An 18,973-nucleotide genomic window follows, 5' to 3' on the forward strand; every position below is an offset into this window, starting at 1 on the left:
GTTAATAAGTACTCACGGCTAGGTGTGGTCATGGATCCAGTCGACGACCCGATCGACCGTGTCGACTGGCTCCCGGATCCACCCGTTGTGACCCTGCGGTCGCGGGTTGTGCCAGATGGTGACGTCGGCATGTGGGAGTTTGGCGACGAGATTCTTCGCCGAAGGGCCCGGCGCGAGGTCGTCGCCCTCGATAGTCACCGACAGGACGGGCAGCTTCAATCTGCCGATCCGTTCCTCGTAGTCGATGTCTGCGCCGTCGGGTTCGATCTTCCCGGTGCGCGCGAAACGGGACCAGTCGGAAATCAGTACCTTCGACTGCCTGCCGAACCCGCCGATGTCGAGCCTGCCGCCCGGCCAGAAACCGGCGAGATTGGCCGTCATCGACATCGCGGCCGCACCGACGAGCATTCGCGGCGAGTGCATTCCGGGAAATCCCCGGTGATATGGCGACCCCGACGCGACGAGCACGATTCCGCCGAGCCGGCCACGAATCCGCGCCGCGTACATCACGCCCAGCTGACCACCCATACTGTGCCCCAACAGGAACGGCGTCGCAGCCGGGAAATGTTCGCGCACCACCTCGAAGATGGCGGGAAAGTCGACCGACACCAGCTCGTGGTAGCCGTACCTGCTGGCACTGCTCGGACGGGGACGGCTGTCACCCTGTCCGCGTAGTTCGCCGATGGCCGCATTGAATCCGCGGGACATCAGCTCCTCGGCGAACGGCTCGTAGTAGCCGGCAGGAATTCCCAGGCCGGGAAACACCACGACTACGGGTGCGTCGTCCCGCCCGGCAAACAGGCGAACCGGGGTGGTCGTTCCGTCGGGCATCTGGATCGGTACTGTCTCCACTCCGCCAGACTAGACGGCTCGACCCCCGCGGATTCGCGATCCGCAGGGGTCGAGACACAAGTCAGTGCACGAGGACGGTGGTGTCCGGCCCGGTGGCTACAGGCCGATCGACGACGCCAGGAGGGGCCACGACTTGTGGAGGTCCTCCTGCCAGTACGGCCACGAGTGGGTGCCGACGGGACGGAAGTCGAAGGTGGCGGGAATCTGCAGCTCGTTCAGCTTGTCCGCCAGCGCCCGGGTGCACTGGTTGGTCGCCGCCTCGATGGCCCCGCCGAGGATGATCTGGTTGGCGAACGTCTCGACGTTTCCGTTGATCCCCGGACCGTCGAGGCGATCGTTCGGCCCCGGAATGCCGGAACCGTTGCTGACGTAGATGTCGAGGCCGCGCAGCTTCTCCGCATTGAGGTACGGATCGTTGGCCGTCCAGGCCGGGTCGTCCACGGGGCCCCACATGTTGCTGGTGTCGCCGCCGCCGCGGGATTCGACGACCATCCGGACATACGTGCGACCAGGGTCGGTGCTGGTCATGGCGCAGCCACTATAGGCGCCGACACTTTCGTACAGCTCGGGTGCCGACTGCGCGAGGCTCAGTACGGAACTGCCGGCCATGGAGATTCCGGCGATCGAGTTGACACCGTTGGTGCCCAGCTCGGCGTCGACGATGGGCGGGAGTTCCTGGGTGAGGAACGTCGTCCACTTGTTGTTGCCCAGTTCGGGATCTTCCTGCCGCCAGTCCGTGTAGTAACTGAAGGCGCCCTGCATCGGTGTGACGACGTTGACGTTCTTGTCGGCGAAGAAATCGACCACGTCGGTCTTCGCCTGCCAGGTTGCGGAGTCCTCGCCGCCACCCGCGCCGTTGAGCAGGTACAGCGTGGGCCTTGGAGCACTGGTGTCCGCGGGCGTGATCACCCGGAGCGGAATGTCGCGGTCCATCGACGCCGAGTAGACGTGCATCGTCAACTGCCGATCGTCGATCTTCTCGGTACGCAGGAGTCGCGAGCTGCCGTCGGCGACGGTCGCGTCATCCACCGGGTCTGCGGACACAGCCTGCGCCCCCGCCCACGGAAGAGCCGCTGCGAGGGCGAGCGCGAGTGCCAGCCGAACCCCGTACCTACCCGCTGCCGTGCGGTTGCCCATTATTCTCCTTTGCTGCGAAGCCGCCTGCCCGACTCCGAAGAGACGAGAACTGGAGCCCACAGTGTGTCATGTGGGCTCCAGTTCTCAACTGGATGTTGGTGGAGACGCGCTGTCTACGCCTCTGATGACCCCGTCAGCAAGTCGAGAAGTCCGGTGAGTATATCGAGCAGGCCAAGGATTTGAGTGGACATATTTTTCTCTCCCGATCGACTGTGTTGGTTTTCGATCTGCGCCATGGGTCGGCGCTTCACTCTTTGTACCCGACCGAAGGCGAAGACCAAAGAAATTTCGCGGACATATCTCGAATAGTTACCTGGCGTTCGGAAGAAAGATCATCGGGTTATTCGCCAATTACCTGGCTGGCACGGCCCACGACCAGCGGATCTACCGTCCCCACCACTTCGAAGTCCTTGTTCTCGTAATCGAACAGCGACAGAACATACTTCATTGCATTGATGCGCGCTCTTTTCTTGTCATTGCTCTTGACTACCGTCCACGGAGCAATATCGGTGTCCGTGAAGCGAAACATATCTTCCTTGGCCGCGGTATAGGCGCCCCATTTATCCAGTGAGGCAATGTCCATCGAGGACAATTTCCACTGGCGAACCGGATCGACCTGACGGATGGCAAAACGGGTCCGCTGCTCGAGTGGTGAGACAGAGAACCACAGCTTGGTGAGGCTGACACCGTCGTCGACGAGCATGCGTTCGAAGAGCGGCGTCTGATGCAGGAACCTGTCGTATTCGTCTGCGCTGCAGAATCCCATGACGCGCTCGACGCCGGCGCGGTTGTACCACGACCGGTCGAACAACACGATCTCACCTGCCGCAGGGAGATGCTGCACGTAACGCTGGAAGTACCACTGGGTCGACTCGCGCACCGACGGCTTCTCGAGTGCCACGACACGCGCACCGCGCGGATTTAGGTGTTCCATGAACCGTTTGATGGTGCCACCCTTGCCGGCGGCGTCGCGTCCCTCGAACACGATGACGTGACGGCGTCCGGTGTCCTTCACCCAGTTCTGGAACTTCAGCAGTTCGATCTGGAGCAACCGTTTGGCAACTTCGTATTCGTCGCGGGGCATCCGCTCCTCGTACGGAAAGCCCTCCCGCCAGGTATCGACGATCAGACCGTCGGTGAGCGTGACGAGCACGGGATCATCGTCGTCCTCGTCGTCGACCCTGAACGCGGAGGTGTCGCGGAGGTCGACGGCAGTAGCCAGATCCGCGTACGCGCTGAGGAAGCCGGGGCGTTCGTCGATGTCGGTCATGGGGCGGAATCTAGCGGCGTGAGGCGTCCTCGAAGTGACCCGGGCGTGAACGGGAAACGCGCTCTCAGCACGATGTCGGGGTGAAAGACCAGGGTGGAGATCGGGGTACATCCCGATGTGCCCTACCAGCGGGCTGAGCAGACTGGACGCATGACATTCGACAGCAACACTCCTCGCCAGTTCACCCGCTCCGACAACCAGAAAATGCTCGCCGGCGTCTGCGGCGGCATCGCCGAATACTTCGGTGCCGACGTCAACCTCGTCCGACTCCTGGCCGTCGTCGCCACACTCGTCACCGGCGGCACCGCGGCTCTCGTCTACGTGGCAGCGTGGATGCTGATGCCCGCCAAGTAGGCGCACGGGGCAAAGGGCCGAAGGCCCGGAACTCCCTTGCGGGAGTCCCGGGCCTTCGGGGTGTTCGGGTGGAGCGGGTGGTACGGACTCAGAAGTCCATGCCGCCCATGCCGCCGGTCGGGTCGCCCGCGGGCGCTCCGGCCTTCTCCGGCTTGTCGGCGACGACGGCCTCGGTGGTGAGGAACAGAGCCGCGATCGACGCTGCGTTCTGCAGCGCGGAGCGGGTGACCTTGACCGGGTCGTTGATGCCTGCTTCGAGCAGGTCGCCGTACTCGTTGTTCGCAGCGTTGAGGCCGTGACCTGCGGGCAGGTTGCGGACCTTCTCGGCGACGACGCCGGGCTCGAGGCCGGCGTTGAAGGCGATCTGCTTCAGCGGAGCTTCGAGGGCGACGCGAACGATGTTCGCACCGGTGGCCTCGTCACCTTCGAGCTTGAGGTCGTCGAGCGCGGGGGCCGACTGCAGCAGGGCCACGCCACCACCGGCAACGATGCCCTCTTCGACGGCAGCCTTGGCGTTACGCACGGCATCTTCGATGCGGTGCTTGCGCTCCTTGAGCTCGACCTCGGTGGCGGCACCGGCCTTGATGACTGCAACGCCACCGGCCAGCTTGGCCAGGCGCTCCTGCAGCTTCTCGCGGTCGTAGTCGCTGTCGCTGTTCTCGATCTCGGCGCGGATCTGGCTCACGCGACCGGCGATGGCGTCGGAATCGCCGGCACCCTCGACGATGGTGGTCTCGTCCTTGGTGATGACGACCTTGCGAGCCTGGCCGAGCAGCTCGAGTCCGGCGGTCTCCAGGGAGAGGCCGACCTCTTCGCTGATGACCTCGCCACCGGTGAGGATGGCGATGTCGGCGAGCTGCGCCTTGCGGCGGTCACCGAAGCCGGGGGCCTTGACGGCCACGGACTTGAAGGTGCCACGAATCTTGTTGACCACCAGGGTGGACAGGGCTTCGCCCTCGACGTCCTCCGCGATGATGACCAGCGGCTTGCCCGACTGGATGACCTTCTCCAGCAGCGGCAGCAGGTCCTTGACGGTGGAGATCTTGGAGCTCACGAGCAGGATGTACGCGTCCTCGAGGACGGCTTCCTGACGCTCTGCATCGGTGGCGAAGTACGCCGAGATGTAGCCCTTGTCGAAGCGCATGCCCTCGGTGAGCTCGAGCTGCAGGCCGAAGGTGTTGGACTCCTCGACCGTGATGACGCCTTCCTTGCCGACCTTGTCCATGGCCTCGGCGATGAGCTCACCGATGGACGGGTCGCCGGCGGAGATACCAGCGGTAGCAGCGATCTGCTCCTTGGTGTCGATCTCCTTGGCGGTCTCGAGCAGACGCGCGGTGACGGCCTCGACGGCCTTCTCGATGCCGCGCTTGAGGCCGAGCGGGTTGGCGCCGGCAGCAACGTTGCGGAGGCCCTCACGCACGAGAGCCTGAGCGAGCACGGTTGCGGTGGTGGTTCCGTCGCCGGCGACGTCGTCCGTCTTCTTGGCGACCTCCTTGACCAGCTCGGCACCGATCTTCTCGTAGGGGTCCTCGAGCTCGATCTCCTTGGCGATGGAAACACCGTCGTTGGTGATCGTGGGAGCTCCCCACTTCTTCTCGAGCACGACGTTGCGACCCTTGGGGCCCAACGTCACCTTGACTGCGTCGGCGAGGGCGTTGAGTCCTCGCTCGAGGCCGCGACGGGCCTCTTCGTCGAACGCGATGATCTTGGCCATTGCGAAGTGATCCTCCGGATTGGGGGGTGACACACAGGACGGCCGCTTGCCGGGTCGCCCCATTTACGCCTTGGGCCGGGGTCAGTGCCCGCGACGGACGACCAGGGGTGTCTAGGTTCCCGGTCTCACCATCCCGACCTGGCACTCACGTGTCGCGAGTGCCAAGTGCATTTCTAGCACTCGACCAGGGTGAGTGCAAGGTCGGGACGAGACCACCGGGTCAGAGGATCAGCGCATGGCGCAGACCTGGCCCGTGTTGAGGTTGAACGCGAGCGACAGGGCACCGACGCAGTCGACGCCGTTCGCGTCGGAGCTGGCGCCCGACCCCCAGCCGGCGATCGCCACGGTGGTGGTGCCGTCAGCCGCCCCGGACCGCGCGATGCCGCCGCCCAGCGACACGGCATACGCCTGACCCGAACCCGTCGACGCACCCAGAGATGTTCCAAACCCGTTGGCATAGGTGGTGGTGGAGCCGTGCCCGTTGGCGACGCTCACCGCGGTCCCGCTCTCCATGGCCGTCGCCCGCGCGACACCGGCCTCGGTCGCCTTGGCACCACAGCTCGCCGTGTCCGACACCTGGATGTCGTTGACGGACGGCGGGGAGACACAGGTGACGGGGGCGGCACCGGCGACACCGGCACCGGCCACCGAGAGTCCCGCCGCGACACCCAGCCCGACGACCATCGCCGCTCCCGCACGCGCCAGCCGGCGGCCGAACAAAGAGGAGATGCGGGTACGAGTGGCCGAGGCGGTGGACGTGGCGGGCGTGGAGACAGCGAGCATGGAAGCTCCTTCTGGGAACGTCGATTTGGAGGATTCGCCGCGAGAGTACCCGCTCCCGGCCGGTTAGTCCCAGAGGGTGTTCAGGCGAGTCCGTCGAGCAGCTCGGGGAGCTGCGCGACCGAGTCGATGACGTGGTCGGGGCGCTGCACAGCAAGGTCGAGAATCGACTGCCGGAACTTGCCGGTGCGCACCAGCGCACCGGTCAGGCCTACCCGTTGTGCGGCGAGGACGTCACCCGTCAGATCGTCACCGACCATGACGGCCGCTTCGGGGTCGGTGCCCATGAGCTCGGTTGCGGTGAGGAAGGCGGCCAGCGAGGGCTTGCCGACCGAGACGACGTTCGTTCCCGCAATTTCTTCCAGGCCCGGAAGGTAGGCGCCGGTGTCGATGCACAGTCCGTCGCGGGTTGCCCACGTCGTCCCCCGATGCATGGCCACCACCGGAACCTCGTCGAGCATCAACTCCACTACCCGGCTGAGCGCGCGATGGGTGAATTCGGGGCCTGCGCCACCGAGCACGACGACCTGCGGATCGTCCTCGTCGAGTTCGATGCCGGCGAGGTCGGGCGTGATGTCACCATTGTTGAGCACCCAGGCCCGCGCGCCCGGGTAGGTGGTGCGGAGGTACTCGGCGGTGAGGCGAGCGGCGGTGACGATCTCGCCGGGCTCTGTGTCGATACCCGCGTTCCGCAGCGCACCCGCTATCTCGTCACACGTCCGCGACGTTGTATTCGTGAGATACGCACACGCAAGTCCCCGATCCCGCACCTCGCGCACGGCGTCGGCCGCGCCGTCGATGGGATGCCAAGAAGTAACCAGAACTCCGTCTATATCGAACAGGATTCCCTCGACCGCAGTCATGGGTTCGAGCCTATCCGGGCGACCGCTGAGCGTGACAGACCACAACGGGGCAGGGAGCGTGGTGCACGAGATTCTGGCTGACCGATCCGAGCAGTGCACCGAGCACCTTGCCCCGGCCGCGGCTGCCGACCACGAGCAATTGCGCGGCAGAGGCGTGCCGGATCAGGACGTCGGCAGGTGCGCCCTCCGTGGTTGTCCCGGCCACCTGCACGTCGGGGTAGTCCTCGGCCCAGGTGGCGAGGCAGTCGGAGACGACGGCCCGCTCCGCTTCTTCGTACGCCGCCCAGTCAACGTATTTCGACGCGTGTGCGAGCCCGTGCCGCCGCTCGCTGCTCCAGGCGTGCACGACCTCGAGTCCGACGCCGAACGCCGAGGCGAGGGCGAACGCCTGGCGGACGGCGAGTTCGCTGACGTCACTGCCGTCCACACCGACGACGATCGGGCGCTGGTCCGGTGACGGGGCTTCGCGGGCACCCCGGAACACGGCGACCGGGCACTGCGCGGAGTTGATCGTGCGCAGTACCGTCGAACCGAGCAGGTAATCCGTGATGGCACCCGCACCCTGCGCGCCGAGAACCACCATCCGGGCGGCGCGTGACAACTCGATCAGGTGGGCGGCTGCGGTCCCGGTCCGCAGGTCTGTCTCGACAGGAAGTCCGGGGTGCTCTTCCAGCACGGCCGTGCGGGCGGTGTCCAGCATCGCGTTTCCGTCTTCCCGAAGTTCCTGGATGAACTGCGCGTCGATCATCATTGCGGTGCCGTTGTAGAACGTCGCCCCATCCGGGTAGGCATGCGCGAGCAGCAGCGGGGCACCGAGCCGGACTGCCGTCGCCGCGGCCCAGCGTGCCGCGTCGAGAGCAGGCCGTGATCCGTCGACACCGACCACCACCGGTGGGCCCGCGTATTCACTCATGTACCTCTCCCTCTATGGTTCGAGAACTGCTGCACCGCTGAACTTTCCGTCGGCCAGATCGCGCAGCGCCCGATCTGCGTGGTCGAGTGGATAGGGATGGGTGTCGACCCTCAATCGATGGTCCGCCGCGAATCGGAGGAACGCGACGGAATCTGCCCGGGTGTTGGCGGTGACGCTGCGGACCTGCCGCTCCCGGAACAGATGCTTCTGGTAGTCGAGCCGCGGAATGTCTGTCAGATGGATGCCCGCGACGGCGAGCGTGCCGCCGTCGGCGAGCGCCTCCAACGCCGTGGGCACCAAGTCTCCGGCGGGTGCGAACAGGATCGCCGAGTCGAGCGGTTCCGGTGGGGTGTCGCGCACCCCTTGCACCGACGCCGCGCCGAGTTCCTCGGCAAGTGCCCGTGCCTGCGCGCCTCGCGTCATGACGTGCACGCGGACACCGCGGGCGAGCGCAACCTGGGCGGTGAGATGGGCGCTGCCCCCGAAGCCGTAGATACCCAAGGCGCCGCCGTCCGGCACCTCGGCACGCATGAGGGCCCGGTAACCGATGATCCCGGCGCACAGGAGCGGCGCGAGCTCGGCGTCCGGATAGCCGTCCGGGAGTTGCAGCGCGTAGTCGGCGGGCACCGTCGTGAATTCGGCGTATCCGCCGTCCGCGTCCCACCCCGTGTAGCGCGACTGCCGGCACAGATTCTCGAGGCCGCGACCGCACGCCGGGCACCGACCACAGGTGTGGCGCAGCCAGGCGACACCGACGCGATCTCCGGCGGCACAGGCCGCGGAGACGGAGTCGCCCACTGCGACAACCTCTCCCACCACTTCGTGACCGGGAACGACCCGCGGTCGGTGCGCGGGAAGATCACCCTCGGCGATATGTAGGTCGGTTCGGCACACCCCACAGGCCAGTACCTTGATCAGCAATTCACCCGGCTCGGGCTCGGGGAGCGCTTCGATGTCCCACTGCAGCGGAGTGCCCGCAATCGGTCCGGGGCTGACGGCGCGCCACGCACCCATCGTCCGGATTCCGCGTCGCGTCGCCGCCATACCCACAGGATGCCCGCGGCGCGGCGCCGACGCCACGAAATCCGCAGTGTCGCGACCGCACGCCGCGCCGGGATGGTTACCTACTGCCGCATCGGGCCCGGTCAGCCCGGGCTCTGCGTATGCTTGCCCCCCGCCGGCGGAGAAACGGGCGAGTCCGTGGGCGCCGGCGTGGGAGTGGGAGCCGGCGTGGGAGTGGGAGCCGTGGCTTCGACGGGCGGCGCACCGGTGGTGGGCGCGGTGGCCGTGCTGGTGTCGGTGTCGCGGTGGGTGGCCTTCTTCGCCAGCTCACCTACCTTGTGCTGCACGTGCGGGGCCTTCTCCTTCACCACCTCGGTCGCGCCGCTCACCTTCTCCTGCACGGTGGGGTTGTGCCAGACTTCGAGGGATTGATCCCTCATCTTCTCGTAGGTTTGCCTGCCGGACCGGGTGCCCAGGACGAAACCCACGGCTGCCCCCGCTGCAAAAATCAACGCTCTCTCCATGACCTCTCCTGACTGTTGTGCGACAAACGTGTACGGATCACCGTCGCAATGCCCTGCTACACAGCTATGCCCTCAGCGCCCGAGCCCAAACTTCCTCCACGACGGACGACCTTCGGCCGCGCCGGATGAAACACCTCTCGTCGGAACCATTCGAGTCGGTCCCGGCCAACTAGGCTCCGAGCATGGACCTGCGCGGTGAAGACCTGTTCACGGTTGCGGGGTCTCTGGCCGAGCTGATCGGCGCCCCGATCACGATCGAGGACGAGAACTCGACGGTGCTCGCGTATTCGAGTGGTGAGCAGGCGGTGGACGAAGCGCGGATCGGGACCATCCTTGGCCGGCAGGTGCCGGGACGGTACCGGCAGTTGCTCACCGAGGCCGGTGTGTTCGAACGCCTTCACCACGACACCGACGTCATCTATGTCGATCTGCACGTTCCCGACATGCGACCGCGGGCGGCGATCGCGGTGCGTGACGGCGGGCGCCCGGTGGGGTCCATCTGGGCAGCCGTCACCGCCTTTCCGACGCCGGAACAGGAAGCGATCCTCCGGTCCGCCGTACCGGTCGTGGCCGAACATATCGCCGCGCAACGCGAACGGGTCGATGTCACACGGCGATTGCAGGTCGACCGGGTCCGTGCCCTCCTGACCGGCGGCGAGCCCGCTTTCCGGGCCGCCGACGACCTGCGGTGGAGCGGTCCGATGACGGTTGCCGCGGCGGCCCCGGTCACGCTCGGCTCGTCGCTGCCGTCCGGACTGCTGGCCTCCCTCGGTCTCTACCTGGACACGCTGGCCGTCGAATCCGTCGCAGCCCAACTCGACGACACCATTTATGTGGTGATCGCCGCCGGGGAGAAGGAGGTTCGCCGTCTCTCCGAGAATTTCCTCGGACGTGCGCGCAGTGGACATGCCTTCGTCGTCGCGGTCGGGCGGGGGGTCGACACGGCAGGACAGGCGCATCTGTCGCGCGGTGACGCCGACCGGATACTCGCGGCGCTGCAACACGCCTCCCGTGGCGGTGTGGTCGGAACCATGCGGGACACGCTGGCGTCGGTCCTCGCGCTGCGCGTGGCCGACATCTTCGACGGGTTGGGCACGCTCACCCCGCTGGCCGCCCTCCTTGCGCACGACGAGCAGCACGGCACCGACCTCGTGGCCACGGCACGCGCGTTCCTGGACCATGGCGGCGACGTGGCCGACGCCGCCGCAGCCCTGCACGTCCACCCCAACACCCTGCGCAACCGGCTCCGGCGCTGCGTCGAATCGTGCGGCGTGGACCTCTCCGACGCGGACACCCGCCTCGTCCTGATGCTGCATTTGAAACTGCGCGGACTGCGCGAGCACTGAGCCGTGGACCCACCCTGGCCGATTGCACAACGTGGACGGTCCGGCACTGGCCGAACGGCTACTCCCCCCGCGTGATCGTCGATCGATGATGGACACATGAGCACAACTGCGCGCCCGGAGCATGTCGCAATCGTCGGAGCCGGTGTCGTCGGCCTGTCCACTGCCTGGTTCCTACAGGAGCGTGGGGTCCGCGTCACCGTCGTCGACCGGGAAGGTGTTGCGGCCGACGCCTCCTGGGGGAATGCGGGGTGGCTTGCTCCTGCCCTCACCCTGCCGCTCCCGGAGCCCGCCGTCCTGAAGTACGGCCTCCGCGCGATGCTGAATCCCTCCTCCCCCGTGTATGTTCCGTTCACCACCGACCTCCGCCTCCTCCGTTTCCTCGTCGGTTTCGCCCGGCACTGCACTCCCGCACGATGGGCGGAGGCGATGAAGGTCTACGCCGAAGTGAACCGGATTTCCCTGGGCGCCTACGACCAACTCGCCGAGGGCGGCGTCGCCGAACACACCCATCTCGCCGACCCCTTCCTGACTGCGTTCACGTCGGACGCGGACCGGGAGGTGCTCGTCGACGAGTTCCGCCACGTGGAGGCGATCGGTGGCGAGGTCGAGTTCGACCGGCTCGATACCGACGAGATCCACTCCCTGGAACCGAGTCTCGGGGAGGGCGTGCCCTGCGGTCTCCGCCTGCGGAACCAGCGCTTCATCGATCCGCCGCGGTTTGTGCATTCTCTCGCCGACGCCGTCCGCGCACGGGGTGGCGACATCGTCTCCGGATTCGACGTCACCGCGGTCCAGGACCGTGGCGCGTCCGACGTTCGGCTCGCCTCTGCCCGCGGAGATTCGGTGTCGGCCGATGCGGTCGTGATCGCGAACGGCGCCCGGCTGGGCACACTGGCACGTCCCTTCGGCGTCCGGGCACTGGTCCAGGCCGGCCGTGGCTACAGTTTCAGCGTCCAGCCACAGCAGATGCCCAAGAATCCCGTGTACTTCCCCACTCAGCGGGTGGCGTGCACCCCGTTGCACGACCGCTTCCGTGTCGCCGGAATGATGGAATTCCGGAGTCCCGACGCACCGCTCGATCCCCGACGGGTCCAGGCAATCATCGATGCCGCGACACCCCTGTTCACCGGTATCGACTGGAATGCCCGCCAGGAGGAATGGGTGGGTTCACGGCCGTGCACCACGGACGGGCTGCCCCTCGTCGGGGCCACCCGCTCGCCTCGCGTGCACGTTGCCGGCGGCCACGGAATGTGGGGTATCGCGCTCGGCCCCCTCACGGGCCGCCTGGTGGCCCAGTCGATGACGGGGGGCGAACCGTCCGCGGTGTTGCGGCATTTCGACCCTCTGCGCTGAGCCCGTCCTTCGTCTCAGGCCAATGCGCCGACCACCGCCTCGGCGCAGGCAAGGAGGGTGCCCGACGACGCGAGCGCCACCACCGCGTCGATCTCGGGGGCCAGGTACCGGTCGGTTCCGGGTCCGGCGACGTGCTCCCGGATCGCGTCGCGTACGGCACCCGTTGCAGGCGAAGGCTCGAGCGGCGCACGGAGGTCGAGTCCCCGTGCGGCAGTCAGCGCCTCGACCGCGAGGACCCTGGTGAGCCCGTCGAGGGCGCGGCGAAGTTTGCGGGCTGCCGACCACCCCATCGACACGTGATCCTCCTGCATCGCCGACGACGGAATCGAGTCGACACTCGCAGGCGCGGCCAGGCGCTTGAGTTCGGACACGATCGCGGCCTGCGTGTACTGGGCGATCATGTGGCCGCTGTCGACGCCGGGGTCGTCGGCGAGGAACGGGGGCAGCCCGTGGTTGCGGGCGACGTCGAGAAATCGGTCGGTGCGGCGCTCGCTCATGCTCGCCACGTCCGCGACCACGATCGCCAGGAAATCCAGGACGTAGCCGAGCGGGGCTCCGTGGAAGTTGCCGTTCGACTCGACGCGGCCGTCCGCAGTCACCACGGGGTTGTCGACGGCGCTCGCGAGTTCGCGCGCCGCGACCTGCTGGGCGTGGGCGAGGGTGTCGCGCGCGGCGCCGGCGACCTGGGGGGCGCAGCGCAACGAGTAGGCGTCCTGGACCACCGTGCACCCGGGCCCCGCGTGGCTGCGCACAATGTCGGAGCCGGCCAGCAGCCGTGTCATGTTCTCGGCCGCTGCGGCCTGCCCGGGATGCGGCCGCAGCGACTGCAGGTCGGCGGCGAAGACCCGGTCCGTGCCGAGCAAGCCCTCGACGCTCATCGCTGCCGTGATGTCGGCCAGACGCAGCAGGTGACCCAGGTCTTCGCAGGCCAGCAGTAGCATGCCCAGCATGCCGTCGGTGCCGTTGACGAGGGCAAGACCCTCCTTCTCCTCCAGCGACACCGGTGCGATTCCGGCGGCTCGCAGCGCATCGGCGGCGGGGGTAGGACAGCCCTCTGCGTTTCGCACGGTGCCCTCACCGATCACGGCGAGGGCAACATGTGCCAGCGGCGCCAGATCGCCCGAACAACCCAGGCTCCCGTACTCGTACACCACCGGAGTCAGACCCGCCGACAGCAGGTTCGCGTACACCTGCGCGACCTCCGGCCGAACGCCGGTGTGGCCCGTGGCGAGAGTCGAGAGCCGCAACAACATCAGCGCACGCACCACCTCACGTTCCACCTCCGGCCCGTTGCCGGCGGCGTGGGAACGGATCAGGCTGCGCTGCAGCTGCGCGCGCTTGTCGACCGGAATATGACGGATCGCGAGGGCACCGAACCCCGTCGAGACGCCGTACACCGGTTTCGGGTCCTCGGCGAGAGCCTCGATCCACCGACGACTTTCCGCCATGGTGGACAGAGCCTCTTCGGAGATCCGCACCGGGGCGCCGAGCCTGGCCACCCGAACCACTTCTTCGGCAGACACCGGGCCGACACCGACGACGACAGGCTCTTCGGTACCCACAGACTCAGTGTCCACCCCGGCGCGGGGTGTAGGTCGGGAATTGCGGGGTGCCAACGGCGATTACACGTCGCCGCGCAGAACCTCTTCGATTTCGCGTGGCGTCATGAGACGTTCGAGTTTTTCACTCGGCCACGAGGACGGACGTCCTTGCAATCGGGCAGATTCGAGTAGAGGGAGAGGGCTGCGGTCCCGCCGCAGGATCGAATGAACATTCACGACGATCACTTCCGAACACCGACTCGACGACGTGCCAATGCGCTGGCACCGAACCATTGCACTGATTTTTCTATCGCTCATCGTGCCTCGGGAGTTACACAGTTTCGGTGAGGCGCGCGGAGCGAAGCGACAAACCCGTTCCGGAGCGAAGCGACAACCTGTCCGGAGCGGACGCAACGAACTCATCGGGGTACAAAGAAGTGACCTGCCGCACATCCTCGTTCTCCGAGCGCCTACGATGACGGCAAAGTAGTTGTAACTACCCGTACCACCTTCCCTGACTGGAGACAGCCGATGGCAAACACCCTCGAAGCAAGCATCGAAATCGACGCCACCCCGCAGGATGTGTGGGCGGTGGTGTCTGATCTGAAGCGGATGGGTGAGTGGAGCCCGCAGTGCCGCACGATGCGCGTCCTGGGCGGTGTGGTCGAAGAAGGCACGAAGACGATCAACATCAACCGCAAGGGCATGCTCGTGTGGCCGACCACCTCGAAGGTCGTCAAGTTCCAGCCGAACAAGTCCATCGCCTTCCGCGTCGTCGAGAACCGCACCATCTGGTCGTACGAACTCCAGCCCACCGCCGGCGGAACCAAGGTCATCGAACGCCGGGAGGCGCCGACCGGAACGACCAAGGTGTCGCAATTCCTGGTGAAGACCGTGCTGGGCGGCAACGACGACTTCGAGGTCGAACTGATCGAGGGTATGAACACCACCCTGGCCCGTATCAAGGCGGCCGCCGAAGCCAGGTAACCCGCTTGACTCTCGACCTGGTCGAGCCTTCACCGTGAACCGCATGGAGAACTCGGATGACGTGAGGGCGCAGATCGGTCGAGGTCAGGAACTCGCGATAGCAGGCGACGCCGAGGGCGCCCGACATCTCTTCGCCGAGGTGTGGGGCGCCCTCGAGGCGTTTCCTGAGGGCAATCGCGATCCGCTTCACATCGTGACCCTCGCCCACGACATGGCCGACGTTCAGAGGAATTGCGCTGGGATCTGCGTGCGCCCGAGGCCGCGGACACGCTGACGGATGATCGCACGTACAGGTGAACGCGGGTTTTCTCCTCGACGCGATCGCCGCCCTCCCCGGCGATCAGCTGACGTTTCGCTTCGGCGGCCCCATCGCACCGCTCGCCATGTGTCCGCGGTCCGTTTCCTCCTCCGCCTCGGTGAGTGCGTACTCTCTCCTGATGCGTTACAGCCGGCCGCGCTCACGTAACCTGTGAGGGCGCCGCAACGGCAGGTAGCCGTCCCGCCCGACACAGTTAGAGGAGCCCGTGGCCCGTAAGCCCAGACCACCCGGAACCGCGCAGACCTCAGGGATCGGCCATTTCGTCGATCTCGCCCGGGGAGCCGTCCCACCGCTTCATCCGGCCGGACTGCCCTTCGTTCTCGCACCGCTCGGTGTGGCGGTCCTCGGCCGCAACCGCAAGTGGGTCCGGCGTGGCGCGCTGACCTCCGCCGCAGCGTGCGCCGCGTTCTTCCGGCATCCGCATCGTGTTCCTCCCAACCGGGTGGGCGTAGCGGTCGCGCCTGCCGACGGTGAAGTCGCACTCGTCGATACCGCCGTGCCGCCGGCCGAACTCGACATGGGCTCCGAGCCCCTGCCCCGGGTCAGCATCTTCCTGTCCGTGCTCGACGTCCACGTCCAGCGCAGCCCGGTCGGCGGAGTGGTGCAGAAAGTCGTGCACCGGTCGGGCCAATTCCTGTCCGCCGACCTTGCCGATGCCAGCGAGGTGAACGAACGCAACAGCATGCTGCTGCACACCTCGGACGGCCATGACGTCGCGGTGGTGCAGATCGCCGGCCTACTGGCCCGGCGAATCGTGTGTGACGCCGCGGTCGGCGACACCCTCCCCATCGGTGACACCTACGGTCTGATCCGGTTCGGCTCCCGCGTCGACACCTACTTCCCTGCGGGCACCACCTTGCTGGTGGAGCGTGGCCAGCGGACGATCGGTGCCGAAACCGTCATCGCTCAACTGCCGTGATCGCCAGTACGAAGCAGCGGAGAGGGAGACCACGGCAAGCGGTGCGCTTGCTGCCGAGTGTCGTCACAATTCTCGCGTTGTGTGGTGGGCTGTCCGCGGTGAAGTTCGCGCTCGACGGCGATCTCGGGACCGCGCTGGCGATGATCGGTGCCGCCGCGGTGCTCGACTCCCTCGACGGGCGGATCGCCCGGCTCCTCGACGCCACCAGCAAAATGGGTGCGGAGCTCGATTCGCTGGCCGACTCCATCTCGTTCGGTGTCGCCCCGGCCCTCGTGCTGTACGTCACCCTGCTGGACGGGCAGAGTTTCGGTTGGATCATCGCGCTCATCTACGCAGTGAGCATCGTGCTGCGGCTCGCCCGCTTCAACACTCTGCTCGACGACGACGATATGCCGGGTTACGCCAGCGAGTACTTCGTCGGCGTCCCGGCACCCGCGGGAGCCTTGGTAGCGCTCACGCCCTTGGCGGCGGCAGCGCAGTGGGGCGACGGCTGGTGGTCGTCGTATCCGGTCGTCGTGGCGTGGACGGTGTTCTCCGCGGCCCTGATCGTCAGTCGCATTCCGACTCTGGCGCTCAAGACCGTGTCCGTGCCGCCTCGCATGGCAGCAGGTCTGCTGGTGCTGGTGGCGCTCGCAGCGGCTGCGTTGGTCACCTATCCGTTCATTCTGCTGATGGCCCTCGTCGCCGTGTACCTGGCGCACATTCCGTTCGCCGTCCGCTCGCAGCGGTGGGTGGCGGCGCGGCCGGAGACCTGGGAGATCAAACCGGCAGAACGGCGAGCCATCCGGCGACAGCCCGACACCCGCGGACGGCGCTCCGCGGCGCGGCTCGGGTTGCGCCGTCCACGAGCCCGATAGTGCACTCGCGCACGTAGGCTCGACGCGTGACCTCACCGGAACTCGCGCTCACAGTCCGACTGAACACTTCGGCCGCCGACACGCGACGCGGCGTCGTACGGCTCCATCCGGAAGCGCTCGCCGCGCTCGGTCTCCGCGAGTGGGACGCGATCGCGTTGGTGGGGGCGCGCCGGACGGCAGCGGTGGCGGGTATCGCGCCGGCCGGAACGCCCACGGGCACCGCGCTGCTCGACGACGTGACGATGTCGAATGCCGGCCTCACCGAGAACGCCACCGTCGTCGTGACGCCGGTGACCGTGTACGGCGGAAGAACGGTCACGGTCAGCGGCTCCAACCTGGCGGTCACCTCGATCTCGGATGTCACCCTGCGACAAGCCCTCCTCGGGAAGGTCCTCAGCGTGGGTGACGCGGTGTCCCTGCTCCCCCGCGACCTAGGCCCCGGGACCAGTACGGCGCCCGCCACCCAGGCACTGTCCCGGACCTTCGGCGTCGCATGGACGTCGGAACTTCTCACCGTCACCGGGGTGGACCCGGCGGGCGGCCCGGTGAGTGTGCAACCCAACACCGCGGTCGGGTGGGGTGCGGGAACGCGCACCGCGGTCTCGTCTGCCCCGGCGCGCCTGTCGGCGACGGTGACCGAATCCGCGGCCGTCCCACCCCTGCCCGTCGAGGACCTCGTCGGGGCGCAGACCCAGGCCGCCAAACTGACCGAGTGGCTGGGACTCGCGCTCGACGAACCCGAACTGCTCCGCAAGCTCGGGGCGTCGCCTCACCTGGGAGTCCTTGTGACCGGGCCGGGTGGCGTCGGTAAAGCCACCTTGGCCCGCTCCGTGCTGGCGTCGCGGCGCGTCGTCGAACTCGACGGTCCCAGCGTCGGCGCTCTCGAAGCCGGTGCACGACTGCAACGGGTCACAGCAGCAGTCGACGCGATCAGCGGCAGCGGGGTGCTACTCGTCACCGACATCGATACCCTGCTGCCCGCGACTCCGGAACCCGTCTCCGCCCTGATCCTCGACCAACTCCGCCGTGCCGTCGACACCGCCGGTGTCGCATTCGTCGCGACCACCGCGCATCCGGAATCGACCGACACCCGGCTGCGCGGCCAGGAACTGTGCGACCGCGAACTCGCCCTGACACTGCCCGACGGCGCCACCCGACGCGCCCTGCTCGAACTGCTGCTGCGGAAGGTGCCCACCGACGGGATCGCCCTCGATGCCATCGCGGCCAGGTCGCCCGGATTCGTGGTGGCCGATCTCGCAGCACTGTGCCGGGAGGCAGCGTTGCGGGCCGCCTCCCGCGCCACCAGATCACCGGCCGACCCAGCTCTGACCCAGGAGGATCTGCTCGGCGCCCTCGACGTGATCCGCCCCTTGTCGAGGTCGGGGAGCGAGGAGCTGGCCATCGGCAGCCTCACTCTGGACGACGTCGGTGACATGGTCGAAACCAAGCAGGCCCTCACCGAGGCGGTGCTGTGGCCGTTGCAGCATCCGGATTCGTTTGCACGGCTGGGTGTCGACCCTCCGCGCGGAGTCCTGCTGTACGGACCTCCCGGCTGCGGCAAGACCTATCTTGTTCGGGCCCTTGCCAGTACGGGACACCTCAGCGTGCATGCCGTCAAGGGCGCCGAGCTGATGGACAAGTGGGTGGGCGCGTCCGAGAAGGCGGTGCGCGAGTTGTTCCAGCGGGCCCGCGACTCTGCGCCGTCCCTCATCTTCCTCGACGAGATCGACGCGCTGGCCCCGCGCCGCGGTCAGAGTTCCGACTCCGGTGTCTCCGACCGCGTGGTGGCCTCGCTGCTGACCGAACTCGACGGCGTCGAGCCTCTGCGCGATGTCGTGGTGCTCGGCGCCACCAACCGACCCGACCTGATCGACCCCGCGTTACTGCGGCCCGGACGCCTCGAACGACTCGTGTTCGTGCCGCCGCCCGACGCGGAGGCGCGCAAGGCGATCCTGCGGACCGCCGGCAGTTCGGTCCCGCTCGCCGACGACGTCGCCCTCGACGACCTGGCCGACAACCTCGACGGCTACTCGGCCGCCGACTGCTCGGCGCTCCTCCGTGAAGCTGCGCTCGCCGCGATGCGCCGGAGCATCGACGCCGCCGACGTCACCGCCGCCGACGTGGCCGCAGCACGCGAGAAGGTGCGCCCCTCGCTCGACCCCGAGCAAGTGGCGCACCTCAAGGCCTATGCGCTGTCGCGCCCGTGAGTACTTCCTAACCGCCCACGGTTAACAAGTACTCA

The 18,973-nt window shown here is 67.3% G+C and carries 18 protein-coding genes; 8 read left to right on the forward strand and 10 right to left on the reverse strand.

What is annotated here, in order from left to right:
* Positions 1 to 18: 18 nt before the first annotated feature.
* The 3 genes from R4P95_RS02695 to ppk2 all read right to left on the reverse strand — a co-directional run bounded on the left by R4P95_RS02695 (position 19) and on the right by ppk2 (position 3,259).
* Positions 19 to 852, reverse strand: coding sequence for an alpha/beta fold hydrolase (locus R4P95_RS02695; protein ID WP_249353955.1), 834 nt, complete (start codon positions 850 to 852; stop codon positions 19 to 21).
* A gap of 96 nt (positions 853 to 948) precedes the next feature.
* On the reverse strand, positions 949 to 1,989 hold the full coding sequence (locus R4P95_RS02700; RefSeq protein ID WP_213573171.1) for an alpha/beta hydrolase: 1,041 nt from the start codon (positions 1,987 to 1,989) through the stop codon (positions 949 to 951).
* A gap of 340 nt (positions 1,990 to 2,329) precedes the next feature.
* On the reverse strand, positions 2,330 to 3,259 hold the full coding sequence (gene ppk2, locus R4P95_RS02705) for a polyphosphate kinase 2 (protein WP_213573172.1): 930 nt from the start codon (positions 3,257 to 3,259) through the stop codon (positions 2,330 to 2,332).
* A 150-nt stretch (positions 3,260 to 3,409) separates the two neighbouring features.
* On the opposite strand from ppk2, the gene R4P95_RS02710 reads away from it, so the two are divergent.
* Positions 3,410 to 3,613 (forward strand): PspC domain-containing protein, encoded by a 204-nt coding sequence (locus R4P95_RS02710; protein ID WP_213573173.1) that lies wholly within the window; start codon positions 3,410 to 3,412, stop codon positions 3,611 to 3,613.
* 88 nt (positions 3,614 to 3,701) lie between these two features.
* Here the strand turns inward: R4P95_RS02710 and groL are convergent, their stop codons facing one another.
* The 6 genes from groL to R4P95_RS02740 all read right to left on the reverse strand — a co-directional run bounded on the left by groL (position 3,702) and on the right by R4P95_RS02740 (position 9,409).
* Positions 3,702 to 5,327, reverse strand: coding sequence for a chaperonin GroEL (groL, locus tag R4P95_RS02715; protein ID WP_109327707.1), 1,626 nt, complete (start codon positions 5,325 to 5,327; stop codon positions 3,702 to 3,704).
* A 228-nt stretch (positions 5,328 to 5,555) separates the two neighbouring features.
* On the reverse strand, positions 5,556 to 6,110 hold the full coding sequence (locus tag R4P95_RS02720; protein ID WP_213573174.1) for a DUF6764 family protein: 555 nt from the start codon (positions 6,108 to 6,110) through the stop codon (positions 5,556 to 5,558).
* 80 nt (positions 6,111 to 6,190) lie between these two features.
* Positions 6,191 to 6,970 carry an HAD-IIA family hydrolase gene (locus tag R4P95_RS02725; RefSeq protein WP_159920152.1) on the reverse strand — a complete coding sequence of 260 codons (780 nt, stop codon included), beginning with the start codon at positions 6,968 to 6,970 and terminating at the stop codon, positions 6,191 to 6,193.
* A gap of 10 nt (positions 6,971 to 6,980) precedes the next feature.
* Positions 6,981 to 7,883, reverse strand: coding sequence for a universal stress protein (locus R4P95_RS02730; protein ID WP_317743520.1), 903 nt, complete (start codon positions 7,881 to 7,883; stop codon positions 6,981 to 6,983).
* Between the two features lie 12 nt (positions 7,884 to 7,895).
* Positions 7,896 to 8,897, reverse strand: a complete 1,002-nt coding sequence (locus R4P95_RS02735; RefSeq protein ID WP_213578234.1) for a zinc-binding alcohol dehydrogenase family protein — start codon at positions 8,895 to 8,897, stop codon at positions 7,896 to 7,898.
* Positions 8,898 to 9,028: 131 nt separating this feature from the next.
* On the reverse strand, positions 9,029 to 9,409 hold the full coding sequence (locus R4P95_RS02740) for a YtxH domain-containing protein (protein ID WP_317743521.1): 381 nt from the start codon (positions 9,407 to 9,409) through the stop codon (positions 9,029 to 9,031).
* A gap of 182 nt (positions 9,410 to 9,591) precedes the next feature.
* On the opposite strand from R4P95_RS02740, the gene R4P95_RS02745 reads away from it, so the two are divergent.
* Positions 9,592 to 10,755, forward strand: a complete 1,164-nt coding sequence (locus R4P95_RS02745) for a PucR family transcriptional regulator (RefSeq protein WP_317743522.1) — start codon at positions 9,592 to 9,594, stop codon at positions 10,753 to 10,755.
* Between the two features lie 96 nt (positions 10,756 to 10,851).
* On the forward strand, positions 10,852 to 12,108 hold the full coding sequence (locus R4P95_RS02750; protein ID WP_317743523.1) for an FAD-dependent oxidoreductase: 1,257 nt from the start codon (positions 10,852 to 10,854) through the stop codon (positions 12,106 to 12,108).
* A 14-nt stretch (positions 12,109 to 12,122) separates the two neighbouring features.
* Here R4P95_RS02750 and hutH read toward each other — a convergent pair whose 3' ends face one another.
* A complete protein-coding gene (gene hutH / locus R4P95_RS02755) occupies positions 12,123 to 13,670 on the reverse strand; it encodes a histidine ammonia-lyase (protein ID WP_213573180.1) in 1,548 nt (515 codons plus the stop codon).
* A gap of 510 nt (positions 13,671 to 14,180) precedes the next feature.
* Between hutH and R4P95_RS02760 the strand changes: the two genes are divergently transcribed.
* The 5 genes from R4P95_RS02760 to R4P95_RS02780 all read left to right on the forward strand — a co-directional run bounded on the left by R4P95_RS02760 (position 14,181) and on the right by R4P95_RS02780 (position 18,938).
* On the forward strand, positions 14,181 to 14,636 hold the full coding sequence (locus R4P95_RS02760) for an SRPBCC family protein (protein WP_213573181.1): 456 nt from the start codon (positions 14,181 to 14,183) through the stop codon (positions 14,634 to 14,636).
* A gap of 43 nt (positions 14,637 to 14,679) precedes the next feature.
* The gene (locus R4P95_RS02765) at positions 14,680 to 14,910 is read left to right on the forward strand and encodes a hypothetical protein (RefSeq protein ID WP_317743524.1); all 231 of its coding nucleotides are present in this window, start codon (positions 14,680 to 14,682) and stop codon (positions 14,908 to 14,910) included.
* 250 nt (positions 14,911 to 15,160) lie between these two features.
* Complete coding sequence (locus R4P95_RS02770) at positions 15,161 to 15,874, forward strand: phosphatidylserine decarboxylase (protein ID WP_213573183.1); 714 nt, start codon at positions 15,161 to 15,163, stop codon at positions 15,872 to 15,874.
* Entirely contained in the window at positions 15,871 to 16,731 is an 861-nt protein-coding gene (gene pssA / locus R4P95_RS02775) for a CDP-diacylglycerol--serine O-phosphatidyltransferase (RefSeq protein ID WP_109327683.1), read from the forward strand. The genes R4P95_RS02770 and pssA overlap by 4 nt, the downstream gene beginning before the upstream one ends.
* Before the next feature lie 26 nt (positions 16,732 to 16,757).
* Complete coding sequence (locus R4P95_RS02780) at positions 16,758 to 18,938, forward strand: AAA family ATPase (protein ID WP_317743525.1); 2,181 nt, start codon at positions 16,758 to 16,760, stop codon at positions 18,936 to 18,938.
* Positions 18,939 to 18,973: the final 35 nt, after the last annotated feature.

This window comes from Rhodococcus sp. IEGM 27 (assembly GCF_033142305.1).
In the GTDB taxonomy this organism is placed as follows: Bacteria; Actinomycetota; Actinomycetes; order Mycobacteriales; family Mycobacteriaceae; genus Rhodococcus_F; species Rhodococcus_F oxybenzonivorans.